Annotated in this window: 13 protein-coding genes; 1 reads left to right on the top strand and 12 read right to left on the bottom strand. The window is 50.0% G+C overall.

The annotated features are described in order from the left end of the window. Positions 1-3: 3 nt before the first annotated feature. From LY264_RS03805 to LY264_RS03755, 11 genes are all read right to left on the bottom strand, one after another. Positions 4-696: a hypothetical protein gene (locus tag LY264_RS03805; RefSeq protein WP_048225507.1), complete on the bottom strand. Its 693-nt coding sequence runs from the start codon at positions 694-696 to the stop codon at positions 4-6. Between the two features lie 490 nt (positions 697-1,186). Continuing rightward, a complete protein-coding gene (locus LY264_RS03800; RefSeq protein ID WP_048225511.1) occupies positions 1,187-1,834 on the bottom strand; it encodes a hypothetical protein in 648 nt (215 codons plus the stop codon). Positions 1,835-1,910: 76 nt separating this feature from the next. Then, positions 1,911-4,535 (bottom strand): type VI secretion system ATPase TssH, encoded by a 2,625-nt coding sequence (tssH, locus tag LY264_RS03795; RefSeq protein WP_048225513.1) that lies wholly within the window; start codon positions 4,533-4,535, stop codon positions 1,911-1,913. A gap of 162 nt (positions 4,536-4,697) precedes the next feature. Beyond that, complete coding sequence (tssD, locus tag LY264_RS03790) at positions 4,698-5,189, bottom strand: type VI secretion system tube protein TssD (RefSeq protein WP_003024437.1); 492 nt, start codon at positions 5,187-5,189, stop codon at positions 4,698-4,700. Between the two features lie 16 nt (positions 5,190-5,205). Beyond that, positions 5,206-6,870, bottom strand: coding sequence for an OmpA family protein (locus tag LY264_RS03785; protein WP_048225515.1), 1,665 nt, complete (start codon positions 6,868-6,870; stop codon positions 5,206-5,208). Positions 6,871-6,873: 3 nt separating this feature from the next. Further along, positions 6,874-7,515, bottom strand: coding sequence for a type VI secretion system protein TssL, short form (tssL, locus tag LY264_RS03780; RefSeq protein ID WP_048225517.1), 642 nt, complete (start codon positions 7,513-7,515; stop codon positions 6,874-6,876). Between the two features lies 1 nt (position 7,516). Further along, positions 7,517-8,854, bottom strand: coding sequence for a type VI secretion system baseplate subunit TssK (gene tssK, locus LY264_RS03775; protein WP_048225519.1), 1,338 nt, complete (start codon positions 8,852-8,854; stop codon positions 7,517-7,519). Between the two features lie 23 nt (positions 8,855-8,877). Beyond that, the gene (gene tssC / locus LY264_RS03770) at positions 8,878-10,407 is read right to left on the bottom strand and encodes a type VI secretion system contractile sheath large subunit (protein WP_048225521.1); all 1,530 of its coding nucleotides are present in this window, start codon (positions 10,405-10,407) and stop codon (positions 8,878-8,880) included. Between the two features lie 65 nt (positions 10,408-10,472). After that, on the bottom strand, positions 10,473-10,970 hold the full coding sequence (gene tssB / locus LY264_RS03765) for a type VI secretion system contractile sheath small subunit (RefSeq protein ID WP_048225523.1): 498 nt from the start codon (positions 10,968-10,970) through the stop codon (positions 10,473-10,475). A gap of 467 nt (positions 10,971-11,437) precedes the next feature. Then, entirely contained in the window at positions 11,438-13,300 is a 1,863-nt protein-coding gene (gene gss / locus LY264_RS03760) for a bifunctional glutathionylspermidine amidase/synthase (protein WP_048225525.1), read from the bottom strand. A 153-nt stretch (positions 13,301-13,453) separates the two neighbouring features. Then, a complete protein-coding gene (locus LY264_RS03755) occupies positions 13,454-15,742 on the bottom strand; it encodes an FdhF/YdeP family oxidoreductase (protein ID WP_048225527.1) in 2,289 nt (762 codons plus the stop codon). Between the two features lie 218 nt (positions 15,743-15,960). Here LY264_RS03755 and yghU point away from each other — a divergent pair, with 218 nt between their 5' ends. After that, positions 15,961-16,827 carry a glutathione-dependent disulfide-bond oxidoreductase gene (yghU, locus tag LY264_RS03750; protein WP_048225529.1) on the top strand — a complete coding sequence of 289 codons (867 nt, stop codon included), beginning with the start codon at positions 15,961-15,963 and terminating at the stop codon, positions 16,825-16,827. A gap of 94 nt (positions 16,828-16,921) precedes the next feature. On the opposite strand, the gene hybG is transcribed toward yghU, so the two are convergent. Continuing rightward, positions 16,922-17,170, bottom strand: a complete 249-nt coding sequence (hybG, locus tag LY264_RS03745; protein ID WP_003024459.1) for a hydrogenase maturation factor HybG — start codon at positions 17,168-17,170, stop codon at positions 16,922-16,924. Between the last annotated feature and the right edge of the window lie 2 nt (positions 17,171-17,172).

Genomic DNA, 17,172 nt, shown 5'->3' with positions numbered 1-17,172 from the left:
CATTCACCTCGACAAAAATGAATAATAACCGCCATCCCCGGCGATAATTTCTACCCGACCAGAAGTGAAATCACTCCACGGTTGCACCCATGTCATAAATGAAGGCAGCTGCCCTTTATAGGGTTTATGGACAGCACAGTTATCCTTGGGGGCTGGAAACAGTAATGGTAAAAATCCTTTATTTTTATAATTGCCTATCGGCCCATAATAATCCCATCTACTCAGGGCCTGCTCTTTACTGACAAGCCTCAGTCTTGACTGATAGTCTGAAGGAAGGATTGCCCGGTAGAAGCCTAAAAGATCGGAGGTAAGATCCTCACCGCTGAACCCACTGTCGGTATACCAACTAAAACGCCAATTAGATTGCAAACTTTCAAACAAGTGTGCCGTCGTCATCATCATGGCTAACGCAACGCTATTTTTCTCACATGCAGATAAACCTTGTTTGATACGCCACTTAACAAACTTTCCTGTACCAAACTGGCGATGATATACAAACATCTTTTGGCTATAGGTGACGTCATAATAACCATCACGACTTGATTCACCTCGTTTTATATCTGACAGTAGGTTTTTAATATCACTTCCCTGTGCATGGCCTATATCTATCCATCCCAATATTTCGCTGTAAACAAGCCCTGTTTTACGATCCAATGTCCACTCGGAAGGTTCAATAATATCGTTACGTTTACTCATCATTAAACTCCAGAGTCATTCGCTCTTCATAACTCAAACTCAATACTACTGATGAAACGGACTGAATAATGGTAGAGAACGCTTAACTGCTCCAGTCCCTCAAAACGCAACACATCCAGTGCATACAGGCATGAAGGGATCGTTAAGCTGTAGCGGTTAAGCGTAGGCCCTGATGTTGTTAGTTCCATATTCATAGAGTTAACTCTATTTAATAAACTATATTTACGCGCTTATAAAATCATAATAAAAACTGATCGGCGCAGTTCCCCATTAAATAAAAATTACAGATAATCATCCCAATTACTACGCACATGAGGCCAGCCAAATTTCATCACAAAATACCCTAAAACGATCAATAAAAAATTTCCCATGCCCCATAAATATCTAAACCCATCGTCAGAAATGAAGAAAAACCAAATGGAAAAGGCAATACCAAACATGCATAAGATATTACCTAGCAGATATGAAAAATAATACATTAAATATATAGCTACTTCTCTAAACTTCCCAAACCGTCCAGAAAACATTGGCAAACCTCATTAAAAAACACTTCATTTGCATTGTGAAGTTCAATTGCTTTTTCAAAAGGTGAAACAAGATCTTCTATCAGAAAATAAAGCAAATCCAGATCCCCCATATCTTTCAATTTCTGATAATTACCCGGACTCCTTGCAGCCAGATAGCGAGATGTATAGATTGCTCTGGATACTTCCGCTCCCAACGTAAGAAGCGAGCCTATAAGAGCACCTGAAAAAAATGCTGTGACTAACCGATTAGAAATAACAGCCCCAATTTTAACGCCAGTTAGTTCTGAGAAAATTATCCTTCCAGCACTACTCCCAACAATTTTCTCCGTCATTAAAGCAACGTCCAGTCGCGAAGAAAAATCACTAATAAAGATATCAATAACCTGACCTATCAACTCCTTATTTAGCTTTGCTTTATTAAGAAGTCTGGCAAACCTGTATTTATCATCTTCATTCGTTCTGCGATGTTCTGTATCCATAAAATCGTAGGCCAGATATCCCATACTCACAGGAAATGATATAAGCCCTTTAGCCAAAGCAGCTATAAACCCAGAATCATCAACGTTAATAGCTTCGAGCATATCTTTTGCAAGATCTTTAGCACCATCCATATTTAGTCCTTTAGCGCAAAGCATATCCCGATACAAAGTAAAACCCAGCGCTAGTATTATCACTGGGTTTTATTTTTCACTCGCTATCAATTATCAGTTCAATTCCCTCTTCATCATTCCAACTTAAAGTGAGTTGCTGAGGTTTTTGCTGCTGGGAAAGATACGTTAACAACTGCTGGCTAAGCACAGGTAAAATTTGTTGGTTGAGTAGACTATCAATATTCCTTGCCCCCGTATCCGGTAGCAGGCAAGCGGCGGTCAGGGCATCAAAAAGGTTCTCGGATATCGTTGTGGTGATGCCGTAATGACGCAGTAATCGCTGGCTAACCTGATCCAGTTTCATTTGTACAATCGTACGTAACGCAGATTCACTGAGCGGATGGTAGATAATCGTCTGGAAGCGGGCCAGTAGCGCTGGCTGGAAGTGATCGCGCAAAAGTGGGCGCAGCAGTTCGTGCAACTCAGACTCTGTGGTTTCCGGTTGTTCTTCCAGCAGTTGCATCACTGCATCGCCACCAAGATTGGAGGTCATCAAAATAACAGTGTTGCGAAAATCAACTTCACGGCCTTCGCCGTCACGCATGAAACCACGGTCAAATACCTGGTAAAACAGATTCATGACGTCGCGATGCGCTTTCTCTACTTCATCCAACAGTACCACGCTATAGGGGCGTTTTCGCACCGCCTCGGTCAGGATCCCTCCCTGACCATAACCCACATATCCTGGAGGTGAGCCTTTTAGCTGGCTCACGGTGTGCGGCTCCTGATATTCAGACAGATTAATCGTGATCAGCGATTTTTCACCACCAAACAGAATGTCAGCCAGGGCCAGCGCCGTCTCCGTTTTGCCGGTTCCACTCGGCCCGGTAAGCAGGAACACACCCTGTGGGCCGTTTTCCGGCGTAAGTCCTGTTTTTGATGCCCGCAGCCGCTGTGCGATAGTATTCAACGCATAATCCTGCCCGACAACGCGTTCTCCCATCTGGGTTTCAAGCGTCAGCAAGTCTGCCTGGGAGTCCTTCATTAATGATGACAATGGTACACCGGTCCAGTCGGCAATTACCGTAGCAACGGTGCGCGCGTCTACATCCGGAAACAGCAAAGGATGGCCCTGCTGAAGCATACTTAGCTGCAGTTGCAATTCAACCGTTTCCGCCTGACGAGAAATATCACGGCGGCTGGCCAGCAGTTGCTCAGTGAGCGTTAATTCCTGACCATACTGGGTTTCGCGTTCATCCAGTTCGACTAGCAGACGATTTTCCCGCTGTTCAATGGTGGCCAGCCTTTCACCATGCTGACCATTTCCTACCGCGAGGTCTGCAAGCAATGCCTGCTTTTCAATTTCAAGCGCGGTGATCTCAGACTTCAAACGCGTCAGTGGTTCCGGAACGGTATCAAGGCTCATCCGCACTCTTGCACCTGCGGTGTCCAGCAGATCGACGGCTTTGTCGGGTAATTGTCGCCCGGTAAGATAGCGGCGAGAGAGCGTAACAGCAGTTTTAACCGCTTCGTCGGTGATGTGAACGCCATGGTGTTCTGCATAGCGTGATTTCAGACCACGCAGCATTAAGCAAGCAGTGTCATCATCCGGCTCATCCACTTTAACCATCTGAAAACGCCGCTCCAGCGCAGCATCGCGCTCAAAATACTGTTTATATTCACTCCATGTGGTCGCCGCGATGGTTCGTAATTCACCTCTGGCCAGAGCGGGTTTTAGCAGATTAGCTGCGTCAGCGCCTCCCGCCTGATTACCGGCCCCAATAATGGTGTGTGCTTCATCGATAAAGAGCAGAACAGGCGTTGGCGATTGCTGAACGGCATCAATGATATTTTTTAACCGCTGCTCAAACTCACCTTTCACCCCGGCACCTGCTTGTAACAGCCCAAGATCCAGCGTGCGTAATGTTACTGATTTCAGGCTATCCGGCACGTTACCTTCAGCAATACGCAGCGCCAGACCTTCCACCAGAGCGGTTTTGCCGACACCGGGTTCCCCGACCAGAATGGGATTATTTTTTCGCCGACGGGACAGTACATCCACCATTTGCCGAATTTCATTATCGCGACCAAATACCGGGTCGATATCGCCGGCACGCGCTTTCGCGGTCACGTCCAGCGTAAATTTATCGAGCACGCCTTGTAATGCTGGCGATAACGTCGATTCAGCCAGGCCAGGACGCGGTTCATCATCAGGAGAAACCTGCACCAGAGAGGCTTCCTGCTGCCTTTCCGGACGTTCATCCGACTGGGAATTTAATAGCGGCAGGAGTCTTTCCAGTTGAGTATGTCCGGTACTCAGAAGCGGCCACAGGCCATCACACTTCAGTAGCGAAGGCTTTCCCACCAGCGCCATCAGTAGATGCACACCACGTATCTGCGAATTTTCATCCGTTGCGGCACACAACCACGCTTGTTGCATTAAAGAAAGGAGCGCATCAGACAACTGCGGGCGGCTTTTCACGGAACGCGGCTGAACATCCAGATGCTTCAGCAGCGATTGCCAGAGATTATCGATATCCCATTCATAACGACGAGCAATGACAGTAATATCGCCCTCCCCCTGCTCCAACAGCTTCAGTAACCAGTGTTCGGGAGTGATTTCTGCATGCGCGCGCGTCTGACATAACGATGCCGCCGCTTCGAGCGCCTGGGCGCAATAGGGGTTGAGACGTCGTAATAACACTGCTGACTGGTGTTCCATTTGCTTCCTGGCTCCCTGTATTCAGGCACGCTACCGCCCGTGGCCGTAATCCAATGCCCATAAGGTAATAGTGACGTTGATACTCTCTGCTAAACCCCGCCCCGGACGCTTAGCAGAGGGCATAAAAAAAAACGGATGAGGAAATCCTCATCCGTTAGTGCATTACGCGGTGGTACGCTCGTTCCAGGCGTCAGAATGGATAATGTTGCCATCCTTATACGTCCAGACGATCTTCTCGTAGCGCAGTTCAATCTGTTCCAGGTGGTTATGCTTCTCTTTAGCGGGATCTTTGATGTCGTACATCACAGGGTTTACTTTCACCACTTTCACGTTGTGCAGAGTGGTGTTGAAGTATTCCACTTCCTGACCCGCGTCATTGATGCGATACCATTTGAACTCTGCCTGGCGCAGGGTCTGACCGGTGGTTACAGCCTTGTACAGATATGGACTGGAGGCATCGATTTCCTTAGTGAAAAGGAACGGGGTATGGATGCGCGTACCGGTCAACTTACCTGTATTGTTATCGGTAGGGATGTACAGGTTATGTTCCTGTGCCACCACTTCGATACTGCCCACACGATCTTTTACATCAACAGAGCCTTTAATATCCGCGCCGCCGTCATCTTTCAGCCAAAGGTAGACTGGAATTGCCATAACTCTTTCTCCATTTTTACTTCGCTAATGCGTCACCGCTTTGCGGTGACGGTTCCTTCATGCCCGGCACCCGACAGGCATCAGCCTGCGGTACCAGACTGATCTCTACACGGCGGTTGGCAGCCCGACCCTCCGGCGTATCGTTGTTTTTGTAGGGACGTAATTCGCCGTAACCCTGAACGGCAAAACAACTCTCCGCGACGTCACCGGTATCACGCATCCAGTCGCGAACAGATTCCGCGCGTTTGAGAGAGAGCTGCTGATTAGATTTATCGTCACCCACATCATCGGTATGTCCGGCGATGACTATCAGCCAACCGGGCTTGGCTTTGATATTGACCAAAGCCCCAATGAGTACTTTTGTTGAGCCTGCTTTTAACGCCCATTTGCCCGTATCAAACAGCGACATACTGTCCAGGCGTACGGTTTGCGGAGAGGTCACTTTTGGTTTTTCAGGTGGCAGCCAGTCGCTGATGGCAACCTGCAAAGGGGGGAGCAATCTCATTCCTTGATACAGTCCCATTGAAAGAGAAAGTGGTTCGCCACGCTGATACCAGCGCTCAAGGAGTTGCGCATCACGACGAAGTTGATCCTGGGCCAGGATCTTTGGCTCGGCGGGATTACCGCTAAGTTCGCGGTATAGCATCAGGTGATCGTTTGTGATCCTGATGAGATGTTGGTTATTGATAAAGCTGCATGCCATCGCCATTCCGATGAAAATGCCGCATAACAGACCACTTACGCCCACCGTCCGTTGAAATGCTGTCAACGCCCGACGGCGGGATAAGAATGGCAATGCTAAATCTGGAAAAGGTAGCAGTGCGGGCGCTACTGACGCCGCAGGGGAAAGCGTTGTTTGAGCAATGATATGACGTTGCCAGAGGTTATTTTCGCAGACCGCTGATGAGGTGAAACACACAACCCGTAATGCAAAGAAAACAGGCAGAGCATGGTGTTCAGTATCGCCTTGTACCTTCTTCAGCCAGCCCAGTAAATTATCTAACCACACTGCATGTGTAAGATGAAAATGGCGGGCTGGGCTCTCTTGCGAAGAGAAAGGAGCAAAGTCGTCTAATCCCGTAGCCGACTGCACTTCTGCATCCTGAGGGGTTCGAATAAACCAGCGTACAGCCTCATTACATTGAGGAGAATTCAGCCAACAACACAACCAAAACGGCGGTACACCTGATAACCAACGCCGACTCTGGGTCACCACTCGCCGCCAACTGAGCAGTATGTGCTTAAGCGCATCTTCATCAGTATGCCGTTCCGGAGTTAATGCCAGCATTACGGAGACGCGCATAAGAAGCCCAGGACGCTGAGCAGCTATCTGACGAACCAGAGCAATGTAATGCTCAGGGGACTGGACAGATAAATACCAGCCCTGCGAGCTCTCGCAAGAACCGCTGCGTCCGGCAAACAAGGGGGCATTATCGCCACACACGAGCACAACTGGCCCACTGAAACTCTCCGGAGGGAGCGGAACTTCATGCTCGGAATGCGCTGATCTCAACTGGCCATATTGACGCCATCCGTAAACGATCCCTGGAATGGAAAACAATAAAATAAAGACGCTCAGGCCGCCCCGGACACCCGTACTTAACGGACTGAATCCCCAAACCAGCAACAAAGCCAGCACAGCTGTCAGCACATAGTTAACGATCCCTCGCAACTGAGCCATGTTTTAGCCCTGCCCAATAAGCTGAGCAACCAGCCCTTGTAAGACATGAGAAAATGTTAACCACAAAGCCCCCAACGCCACCGCGCCGACAATCCATGCCTGCCACCAGCGACGCTTACTGCCAGAGAAACCGGACGCCTGCATGATTACGGGCGCATCGTGCGTTAACTTAAAAGGCTTCGCCTGAGCCGCCAGCGCCTCAAGAACATCTTCACGACGTTCGTCACCTTGCTCACGATAGCGCCCAACAAAACCGAGCGTGATTGCGCGATAAAAGCAGGTTATTACGGCGGTATCAGGAACGGGCTCACGCAGCACAGACCGGATGCGCTCCCAGAGTTCTTCCCCGGCATTGGTGGTGTTGAAAAAGCGGGCCTGTAAAGGTGTCGCAAGCCAAGTAATATAACCGCTATCCTGCCGGTTGCGGTTCAACACGCTTTCATCCAGTAACGCACATTGCGTGTAGAGCATGTGTTCAACGCTGTGTTCGCTGTACCCCATGTCACGCAATGTCTCACGCGCAGAATCAACCCATTGGCAGGCCCGGCGATAGAAAGCCGCCCCATCGTCGACTTCCGATCCGCCGCGTAACTGGCTGACAGCAAGCCAGGTTGGCCAGAATACCTGATCAATATCCTTATACATTTCAATCCCTTAATACAGCGAATAACTCAAGTTGAATATCTCCCAGTGTTCCCGGCACATAGAAAGCGCAATTACCGGCGTCCAGCATGGCCTGGGCTGCTGGATGATTAATCTCAAGAGCAAAGTATTGATTTTCCAGTCGTAACGGGATGGCTGCAGGTACATGCGTCAGCGGTTTTAATGGAATACCGCTAAGTGCCACATTGACGACATCAGATACATCTGCCCGGCTCCCTGCTTTACAGAGCTGTGGAAATTGCGCCAGGAGGACATGTGCGGGGAGACCCGAGCGAACGGACAGGTAAAAATCAGCACCTTCACGCAGTCGGGCATCCGACAGAGCGCCATACCAGAACTGTCTCTCCTGCGTCAGTTCAATAGCGACAACGCGAGATGGCAGGCTGGCCTCCAGCAGTTCCACCAGGAGTGCAAACAGGGGTGGGAATACCTGCTGCAGATTGGCGTGCTGGTATGGAGGCACAACGCTGACATCATTTTCTAATGAAAAGGTCAGCAGGCTGCCCGCTAACCGCGCCAGCTCACGCCACAAAAGTTCGGGGTGACGGCCTGGGTTTTGCAGCATTTCTTTCAGAACAGGCTCCGAGCTATTAAGCGCATTCAGCAGCCAAAACAACGAAACATCTGCTACTGCAAAATCCGCCATTCGTTCGTTGCTTTCTCGGCGCAAGGCCATCAGGCGGCGACAACGAGCCTGGATACGATGCACCAAATCACTGAGCGAATTGATTAATAAGGGGCTAGCTGAGAGTGAAAGCGATGGGGGTAAAAAATCACGCCCCAGTTCCCACTGCCCCTGAGCATTACGAATAAGGCAAGCTATCGGACAAGTCAGGTAAGCGCTGTTATCGTCATGGGCATACCGGAGGGTGATAGCATGCCGCAGCACTGCCATATCAGTCCGTTCCTGACCGGAGAGATCCTGAACCGGCAGCCATTCCTGCTGCCAACGACACGGACGGCTGACACCATTGCCTGATGAAAGATTACCGCCATTAGCTGAAAGTAGCGGCAATGCCAGCACGATATCAACGCTGCTGTAGCCAGTAAGATGCGATAAATCACACGCTGGAGGCAGGTTATCTGAAATACCTGTGTCCACTAACGTACCGTCAGGAAAGCGCACAACCAGATTAACGGGATTCAAACGGGAAACCGTTAGCGCACTTTCATCAAACTCCGCGCTGATGACGCCCCACGGTGATGAAAGTGACATGTGAGCAACAACGTCAGCAACGTAAGCATCCCAACGTGTCTGTTGCTGAAACTGTTGGGGAGCCAGAAAAGCCCCCTCGCTCCATAACGGACGATAGATCTTCATCGCACCTCCTGTGCATTACGCCGTTAAGATTTCGACTTAGGCATCTGTGAAACTAACGACAAGCTGACATCCATACCTTCAACCTGGAAATGCGGGATGGCGTACAGGCGCACGCGGAAGAAACCCGGGTTATCCTCAATGTCCTCCACCACGACACGCCCATCACGAAGCGGATGTGAAGCCTGCAAATCATCGCCAGGATCGGTCATTTCGGTTACCAGACTGCGTAACCAGTTGTTTAGTTCAAGCTCAAGCAGGCGGCGATCTTTGGTCGTACCAATGTTTTCTCGCTGCAAGATTTTCAGGTAATGAGCAATACGAGAAAGCAGGAAGATATACGGCAAACGTGAGTTAATTCGGCTGTTAGCTGTTGCTTCCGGGGTATCAAACTGTGCAGGTTTTTGAGCCGAGTTAGCAGAGAAGAAGCAGGCGTAATCACGATTCTTATAATAAGAAAGTGGAATAAAACCGAGGTTGGCGAATTCAAATTCACGAGTTTCCGGGATCATCACTTCAGACGGGATTTTCACCTGATTACCCGTCCCCAGATCGTACAAATGGATAGGTAAATCTTTAACCGCGCCACCCGCCTGTGGTCCACGGATCTGGACGCACCAACCATTCTTGATAAAACTTTTCACCATATTCACAGCGAAAGAGAAAGATGCGCTGGTCCACAGATATTTTTCGTGATCCGGGCCCTTAACTTCCTCGACATAGTTAAAGCTGCGCACAGGAATGGTATCAGGGCCGTACGGCAAACGCCCGAGTACACGCGGCATAGTTAATCCGATATAGCGTGAATCATCACTGTCACGAAATGCTTTCCATTTGATGTATTCAGCACGTTCGAAATAATCATTGATATCTTTTATGGCTGCGACCTCTTCCATATTTTCTTTCAGGAAGAATTTCGGCCCAACTGAACCAATAAATGGCATATGGCAGGCTGCCGATACGCCAGAAATGTTGCGCAGCAGCGCGATATCCTGCGGGCTGTTATCAAATTCGTACGCTGAAATCATTGCCGCAATAGGTTCGCCACCTGGCTGGTCATATTCTTCAATATAAACATGACGATATAACCCACTCTGGATAAGTTCCGGCGCGTCATCAAAATCATCACGCAGCGCATCCTTACTGACATCCATCATTTCGACACGGACATTTCGGCGAAAATCGATACCAGAGATCATTGAATGCAAACCACGCCAGAGTGATTCTTGTTTTTGAAATTCAGCATGATGCATAACTTCATTAACCTGATCGCTAATCTGCTTATCCAGACGAGCAATCTGCTCATCGAGTAGCGTTTTATCCAGGCGTTCTAAGGGTTGTGCGGCATCCGCCAGACATGAGACCAGAACCTGAATAGCAGCGGTCACACGCTCCGCCGGAGCGGCATCAGAAAGCGCTTCATCACTCTGCCACGCATCTACATTTTTTAATGACGCGACGGGGGAAAGATTAATTTTGTCAAAGAGGGACTGATAAACACTGCGTTCACTGGTCGTGGTGGTCGCGGCTGAAGAGGTATGTTCCTGAACAGACATCAACATATTCCTTTTATGTTCCTTTACTATTCCTGCCGATTTAGCGGAGGAAACCCTGTAGAGCGTTAAATCTCTTCTGGCATCATAGTTGCCAGCTCATTACGCAATTCCTGACTCAGGGCTGGATCCTTAAGGATTGTTTCCAGCTCGCGACGAAAAGCAGCGTTATCGAGTAAGTTAGATTTCAGGTCACGTAGTAAGTTACGCATAGCCAACAGAACACGTAATTGTGGGATATTTCGTGCGACCTGCTCAGGTTCAAAATCGCGGATATTCTTAAAGGTAAGGTTAATATCGTCCTTTCTGTCATCATCAGCTAACGTATTTTTAACACTTAAATTAACCACTGGTGAAAACTTGGCCAGCACATCGTTAAAGTTATTTTTATTAATATCTATCTTTTCACGCTCAGATAATGGTCGCTGCTCTCTGCCATTACTGAAATCACCGACAGTTAGTAGTTTTAAAGGCAATTCAACTTTCTTTTGAACGCCTCCGGTGTGTAAATCTAACTTAATATTAACGCGTGCCGTCGGCACTTCATTCTGAAAACTGTCACCCATACGTCCCTCTCAGACCGGCGACTCCTGCCGGTATTTTGCGTTTCCTAATGGAGCACGTTCCAATCGCTCAACATGTTTCTTACAACGTCATTTCTGCAGGCAGTTAACAATGGCTGTTGATGACAATTAACTATTATAATTATCACGCTAATGCAATCCGATATATTCCATAGGTAAAAACATGATCAATGTCATTAATTAATCGAATAACACATTATGTTTTTATATTTAAAATGACAATCAAGAAGATATTTATCTAATACAAACAACAATAATTATTTAATGATTAATGCATTCATTTAACGAATGCATTAATCATTAAATATCATTTACCATGAAAATATTTACTGTCATTTATATAAATATAGACACTCATTTAAATATAAGTGCTATCAATCTAATCATAAATAAAAAAACCGGAGATATACTCCGGCTTTTCATATCTCACTCATGAGCGAGCAGAAAGATTAGTCTTCCTTCACCACAATCAGCGGTTCGATATCGCTCTCTTTTTTAATCACCAGCGACTCGTCACCACGCAGGCAGGTACCGCCATAGTTACCACCTACGGTAAAGGTACAAACCTGGATATATTTACCGGCAACTTTTGGCAGACACCAAAGCTGCTGATAAATGTTCTTCTGCTCGGCAAACTTACCGCTGGTTTTATCCAGTAGCTCTTCCTGATGACTCACCAGATCGATGTTGCTGCCACAACGTCCTGCAATAGGTTTCACCGCATAACCGGTTTGCGCCAGCTCTTCATTAACAGTGAAATCCGTATCAAGCAGATAACGGTGGTGCGGGAACAGTTGCCAGAGGATCGGCAGAATCGCTTTGTTGCCAGGGATAACCGTCCACAGAGGTTCGAAGACCAGCACTTCCGGGCGCAGCAACACATCGATTAAGCGCACTTCCTGATTCGTATGCCCGGTACGAATTGGCACCGCGGCGTACTCCGTTTCGCTGACCTCGCGCACCTGTTCAATTGCGGTTTCCCACGCCCAGGTCTTCCAGACGCAGTTCACCAGACGGCCTTCCCCGTCAATCAATTGACCGGCGTCATCCCAGCGCAGTTCATCCAGACCTCGCAGAATTTTGCTGTCAAACCCGGCCTGACGCAGCGCCTGCTGCATAAACTGCGCGTGATAGTTTTCCTCGATATCCTTATCCTGCATGATGTGGACAAACGGACGTGCACGGCTGTGCTTCCAGGCACCTGCCAGTTCGTTGATCAACCCTTCAGCCGGGTTGTGTCCCTGCCCTGTGTAACCACGCTCGGCCCATCTTTCGAGAATCAAACCGGCTTCGGTATGACACGATGCGGAATCGGCGTTGTACTCATACACCTTCAGTCCACGTTCATCCATACAGAAATCCATACGCCCCGTAATCATATGATGCCGACGACGCTGCCAGGAAAGGCGCAGGCGCGGCCAGAGGATTTTCGGGATATCAAACAGCGCCAGCAGGTTGTCGTCTTTCAGCACCTTGTCGGTCGCATGCAGATACATCAGGTGCAGCTCGTTGGTGGCTTTAATCAGCTCCTGCTCGGCGCTCTCGGTAATGGTGAAGTATTGATGCGGGTCCTGATTAATCACATGACCGTTCGCCAGCACGTAGGCTTTTTGCAGCGGGTCCTGCTCATTCAGCCATTTACCATCAAATTGCCCGTTATCTTCCAGTCGCGCGCCGCCAATTTTCAGCGAGTCATTGGCGATCTCCGGCTGCGGTAGGCTGAAACGGGTATCATCGGTCTGGATCATCCAACCAAGAATGGTCGTGTCGTCAAAGGTATCACGCAGGGTGTAACAACCGTTCTCAACCACCATCTCCAGTTCGCGGGTCCACTGCTGTCCGGGAGGCAGCGGCGTATGGAGCACGTTCTGTTCGGCAATACGGATTTTGTTTTCCAGCAACTGGGTGACGACCGCCACATGCCCGGTATCTTTAAATTCGCCGCCTTTTTGCCAGATAAGCAGTGCGCCTGCTACCGGCGCGCGGGGCGAACCATTCGGAAATGCCTGTAACGGTAGGATGTTGTCATTCACTACTTCGCGCAGGAAGCGTAAGGAGAAGATCTCCCAGGCCATACCCACATCGGTGAAGACCATGCCATAGTTAAGGAAGAGAAAGCGGCGTGCGAACTCTACGCACTGCCATTTGTGGCCCATGTATTCATCGTCGATATAGCTGCGAAATGCTGCATCATCGTCGTAGTCCCGTGGGTCGAGGGAGCTGTAATCTGAAGAGTAGATTGCTACGCCACCTGGGGCATAGCCCAATAATGTCCCGAATGGGGCATCCTGACTGGTCGTTCCTTTGCTCATGCACCTTACCTCAAAACAATACAGCCTGAGCAGGTTGGCGTGAATTTTTCGCTCTGATTGCCTGCTCTGCGACACTAACCGGACAGAGGTCGACATCATCATACACCTCAACGCAGCGGCTGGCGCTCAGAGGCGAAAAATTCACAGCAGGAACTACGCTTTGGTCAGGGTGACCGGTATGCTTTTATACGCCGGAGTCAAACTTTGTGTATCTACCGCATCCAGCGAAAGCAGGACATTCGCTTCAGGCAGATAAGCGCCAATTGAGCCAGCCGCCATGTTGTAAATCACCACCGTTAAGCCGTACATGATGCGATCCGCGCAGGGCTGACCGTTGTCATCCAGCGCCTGAACGTTGACCACATCACCTTGGCTCAGACCGCGGCTCGTCGCTTCTTCGGCGCTTAAAAACACCACATCCCGACGGCCAGTAATGCCACGATAGCGATCGTTCATACCATAAATCGTGGTGTTGTACTGATCGTGGCTACGCAGCGTCGCCAGAACCAGTGCATCAGCAGGCTGATGTTCCCGCTCTACCGCCCGCTGATGGCTGACGATAAAGTTGGCTTTGCCATTCTCCGTTCGCCATTCACGGCGCGAAGCAGGCGTATCCATACGAAATCCGCCCGGCTCGGCAATACGTGCGTTGTAATCGTGGAACGCCGGGATCACGGCTTCAATGGCGTCACGGATCAACGCGTAGTCCCCGGTAAATGCTTCCCAGTTGATCGGAGAATGTGGCAGCGTGGCACGCGCCATGCCCGCCACAATCGCGGGCTCCGATTTTAGCCAGCGGGAAGCCGGCTTCAGCGCGCCACAGGAAGCGTGGACCATCGACATAGAATCTTCGACGGTCACCGACTGGATCCCCGTCGCCTGCATGTCGCGCTCCGTTCGGCCTAATGCAGGTAGCAGGTAGTTATGCTTTGCCAGCAGCAGATGCGATCTGTTCAGTTTGGTCGCCACATGGACCTGCAGATCCAGATTTTTCATCGCCGCAAAGGTACGCTGCGGCTGGGGCATCGCTACCGCCAGATTGCCGCCCATGCAGATGAGCGCTTTTGCATCTCCCCGCTCGATGGCCCGAATGCTCTCCACGCTGGAGCGTCCATGTTTGCGCGGAACGCGGATAGAAAAATGCTTCTCAAGTCGTTGCAGGAAGTCTTCGGACGCCGCTTCGTTGATCCCCACAGAACGATCGCCCTGCACATTAGAATGGCCGCGTAACGGGCAGATCCCCGCCCCCGGCTTACCCATATTACCTTTCAGCAACAACAGATTTACCAGTTGCTGGACGTTCTCGGTGCCGTTTTTATGCTGAGTGATGCCCAGACCATAACAAACAATCGTGGCGCTGGATTTACTGTAGCTGTGCGCCAGATCTTCCATCTGACTGCGCGTCAGGCCCGAGTCCTGTTCCAGCTCCGCCCAGTTATGCTGACGTAAGTCGTCATACAGCGCTGCATATCCCGCGGTATGGTGGTCGATAAACGCATGATCGAGCGTCGGCTGCTGATCCAGTAGGATCCGCGCTTCGTCCATTTCGATCAGCGCCTTCATTATGCCTTTGAGCAACGAGGCGTCACCGCCCATTTTTACCTGGTAGTAGTCGTTGCTCAGCTCCGTCGCCTGACCAGTGAACATCTCTTTCGCACTTTGCGGGAAGCTAAAGCGCTCAAGCCCCCTTTCGTTCAGCGGGTTGATGGAGATAATTTTGGCTCCACGTTTGGCAACGTCGCGTAAGGTGGTCAGCATGCGTGGATGGTTAGTACCAGGGTTATGCCCGATACAAATCACCAGATCGCAGTGGTCAAAATCATCAAGTTCAACGGTCCCTTTCCCAAGGCCAATGGCCGGCGTTAGCCCTGCACTGGTCGGTCCGTGGCACATGTTTGAGCAATCAGGAAAGTTGCTGCTACCATATTCGCGGGCAAACAGCTGATACAGGAACGCCGCCTCATTTGACGTTCTGCCGGAGGTATAAAACTCAACCTGTTGTGCTGAGTCATAGCTGCGCAGACGCTCGCCGATTTCCCGAAAGGCGATATCCCAATCCACCGCCTGCCAGGTGTCAGACACTGCATCGTATTTCATTGGATGCGTCAAACGACCAATGTTTTCCAGTTCATAATCGCTGTAGTGCCAGAGTGTGGAAACCGGGTGACGGCTGAAAAATTCCGGTGACGCTTTCTTACTGGTTGTCTCCCAGGAAACCGCCTTAACGCCATTTTCGCACAGCTCCATTGGCGCACGATGCCCGGGGTCCGGCCACGCGCAGCCCGGACAGTCGAACCCTTTCACCTGGTTCATTTTGAACATCGCGATAATGTCGCGCGCGACAGCCTTTTGCGAAAACACCGAAGCAGTGACGGCTTTTACCGCACCCCACCCACCCGCAGGGCCCTGATAACCGCTTACTCCTGGAACACCATTTTTCATTATTACTGCTTATTCACCGCCAATTTTTGATGGTGAATACGGTAGCAATTTCCGTCCAACATTGATTTCCTCTTCATGGAGTACGGGCCAGGTACAATGAACGGGTTAGATTTATCTTCCCCTTTCAGCACAAAGCGACATAAAGTCCCAATCTGTTAAATTGAGTTCTACCTAACTGCTACACTGCATCAACACAACCACTCAGAAGGCAGGTCAATATGTCAGACAATACCTATCAGCCCGCGAAAGTCTGGACGTGGGAAAAATCGAACGGCGGCGCATTCGCCAATATCAACCGCCCGATTTCCGGCGCCACCCACGAAAAAACGCTGCCGGTTGGCAAGCATCCGCTGCAGCTCTATTCGCTGGGTACACCAAACGGGCAGAAAGTGACGATTATGCTGGAGGAGCTGCTGGCGCAGGGCGTGAAGGGCGCGGAATACGATGCCTGGATTATTCGCATTGGCGATGGCGATCAGTTTTCCAGCGGCTTTGTTGAGGTGAATCCGAACTCGAAGATCCCGGCACTGCGCGACCACTCGCAAAACCCACCGGTTCGCGTATTCGAATCTGGCGCAATACTGCTCTATCTGGCGGAAAAATACGGTTATTTCCTGCCGCAGGATTTGGCAAAACGTACTGAAACACTGAACTGGTTGTTCTGGTTACAGGGTGCGGCGCCGTTCCTCGGCGGTGGTTTTGGTCACTTCTATAACTATGCGCCGGTAAAAATCGAGTACGCGATCAACCGCTTCACTATGGAAGCCAAACGCTTGCTCGACGTGCTGGATAAACAGTTAGCACAGCATCAGTTTGTGGCAGGAGATGAATACACCATTGCCGATATGGCGGTTTGGCCGTGGTTTGGCAATGTGGTGCTGGGCAACGTGTACGACGCGGCAGAGTTCCTCGATGCAGGAAGTTACAAGCACGTACAGCGCTGGGCAAAAGAGGTTGCCGCGCGTCCGGCAGTTAAGCGAGGTCGTATTGTAAACCGCACTAACGGGCCGCTAAACGAGCAGCTTCATGAACGTCATGACGCCAGCGACTTCGACACCAATACCGAAGATAAGCGCCAGGGTTAACGCAAGATGCCGGATGGCGGCATAAATGCCTTATCCGGCCTACATAGAAGGCGTAGGCCTGATAAGCGTAACGCCATCAGGCACTAACCGATTGTCACGCGCTGGTGACGTCGTACTCCATGCGGCGAAGTGCGTCTAACGTGGCTTTAGCTTCATCTTCATCAATGATGCTCATGGCGAACCCTACGTGCACCAGCACCCATTGCCCGACCAGCTCAGCGGTATCACCTTCACAAATCAGGGCAATATTGACATCACGTTTGATGCCGCACACTTCAACCTGCGCAAGCTGGTGAATATCTTCACCAACGGCCAGAACCTGACCAGGGACTCCAATACACATAT

Source organism: Citrobacter portucalensis (assembly GCF_023374935.1).
Classification (GTDB): Bacteria; Pseudomonadota; Gammaproteobacteria; order Enterobacterales; family Enterobacteriaceae; genus Citrobacter; species Citrobacter portucalensis.
This window is presented reverse-complemented; position numbering and strand designations above follow the sequence as displayed.

Excerpts from the sequence above, each read along its gene's own strand:
- LY264_RS03805 (WP_048225507.1), bottom strand. The coding sequence starts at position 696 with ATGAGTAAACGTAACGATATTATTGAACCTTCCGAGTGGACATTGGAT.
- LY264_RS03800 (WP_048225511.1), bottom strand. The coding sequence starts at position 1,834 with ATGGATGGTGCTAAAGATCTTGCAAAAGATATGCTCGAAGCTATTAAC.
- tssH (WP_048225513.1), bottom strand. The coding sequence starts at position 4,535 with ATGGAACACCAGTCAGCAGTGTTATTACGACGTCTCAACCCCTATTGC.
- tssD (WP_003024437.1), bottom strand. The coding sequence starts at position 5,189 with ATGGCAATTCCAGTCTACCTTTGGCTGAAAGATGACGGCGGCGCGGAT.
- LY264_RS03785 (WP_048225515.1), bottom strand. The coding sequence starts at position 6,870 with ATGGCTCAGTTGCGAGGGATCGTTAACTATGTGCTGACAGCTGTGCTG.
- tssL (WP_048225517.1), bottom strand. The coding sequence starts at position 7,515 with ATGTATAAGGATATTGATCAGGTATTCTGGCCAACCTGGCTTGCTGTC.
- tssK (WP_048225519.1), bottom strand. The coding sequence starts at position 8,854 with ATGAAGATCTATCGTCCGTTATGGAGCGAGGGGGCTTTTCTGGCTCCC.
- tssC (WP_048225521.1), bottom strand. The coding sequence starts at position 10,407 with ATGTCTGTTCAGGAACATACCTCTTCAGCCGCGACCACCACGACCAGT.
- tssB (WP_048225523.1), bottom strand. The coding sequence starts at position 10,970 with ATGGGTGACAGTTTTCAGAATGAAGTGCCGACGGCACGCGTTAATATT.
- gss (WP_048225525.1), bottom strand. The coding sequence starts at position 13,300 with ATGAGCAAAGGAACGACCAGTCAGGATGCCCCATTCGGGACATTATTG.
- LY264_RS03755 (WP_048225527.1), bottom strand. The coding sequence starts at position 15,742 with ATGAAAAATGGTGTTCCAGGAGTAAGCGGTTATCAGGGCCCTGCGGGT.
- yghU (WP_048225529.1), top strand. The coding sequence starts at position 15,961 with ATGTCAGACAATACCTATCAGCCCGCGAAAGTCTGGACGTGGGAAAAA.
- hybG (WP_003024459.1), bottom strand. The coding sequence starts at position 17,170 with ATGTGTATTGGAGTCCCTGGTCAGGTTCTGGCCGTTGGTGAAGATATT.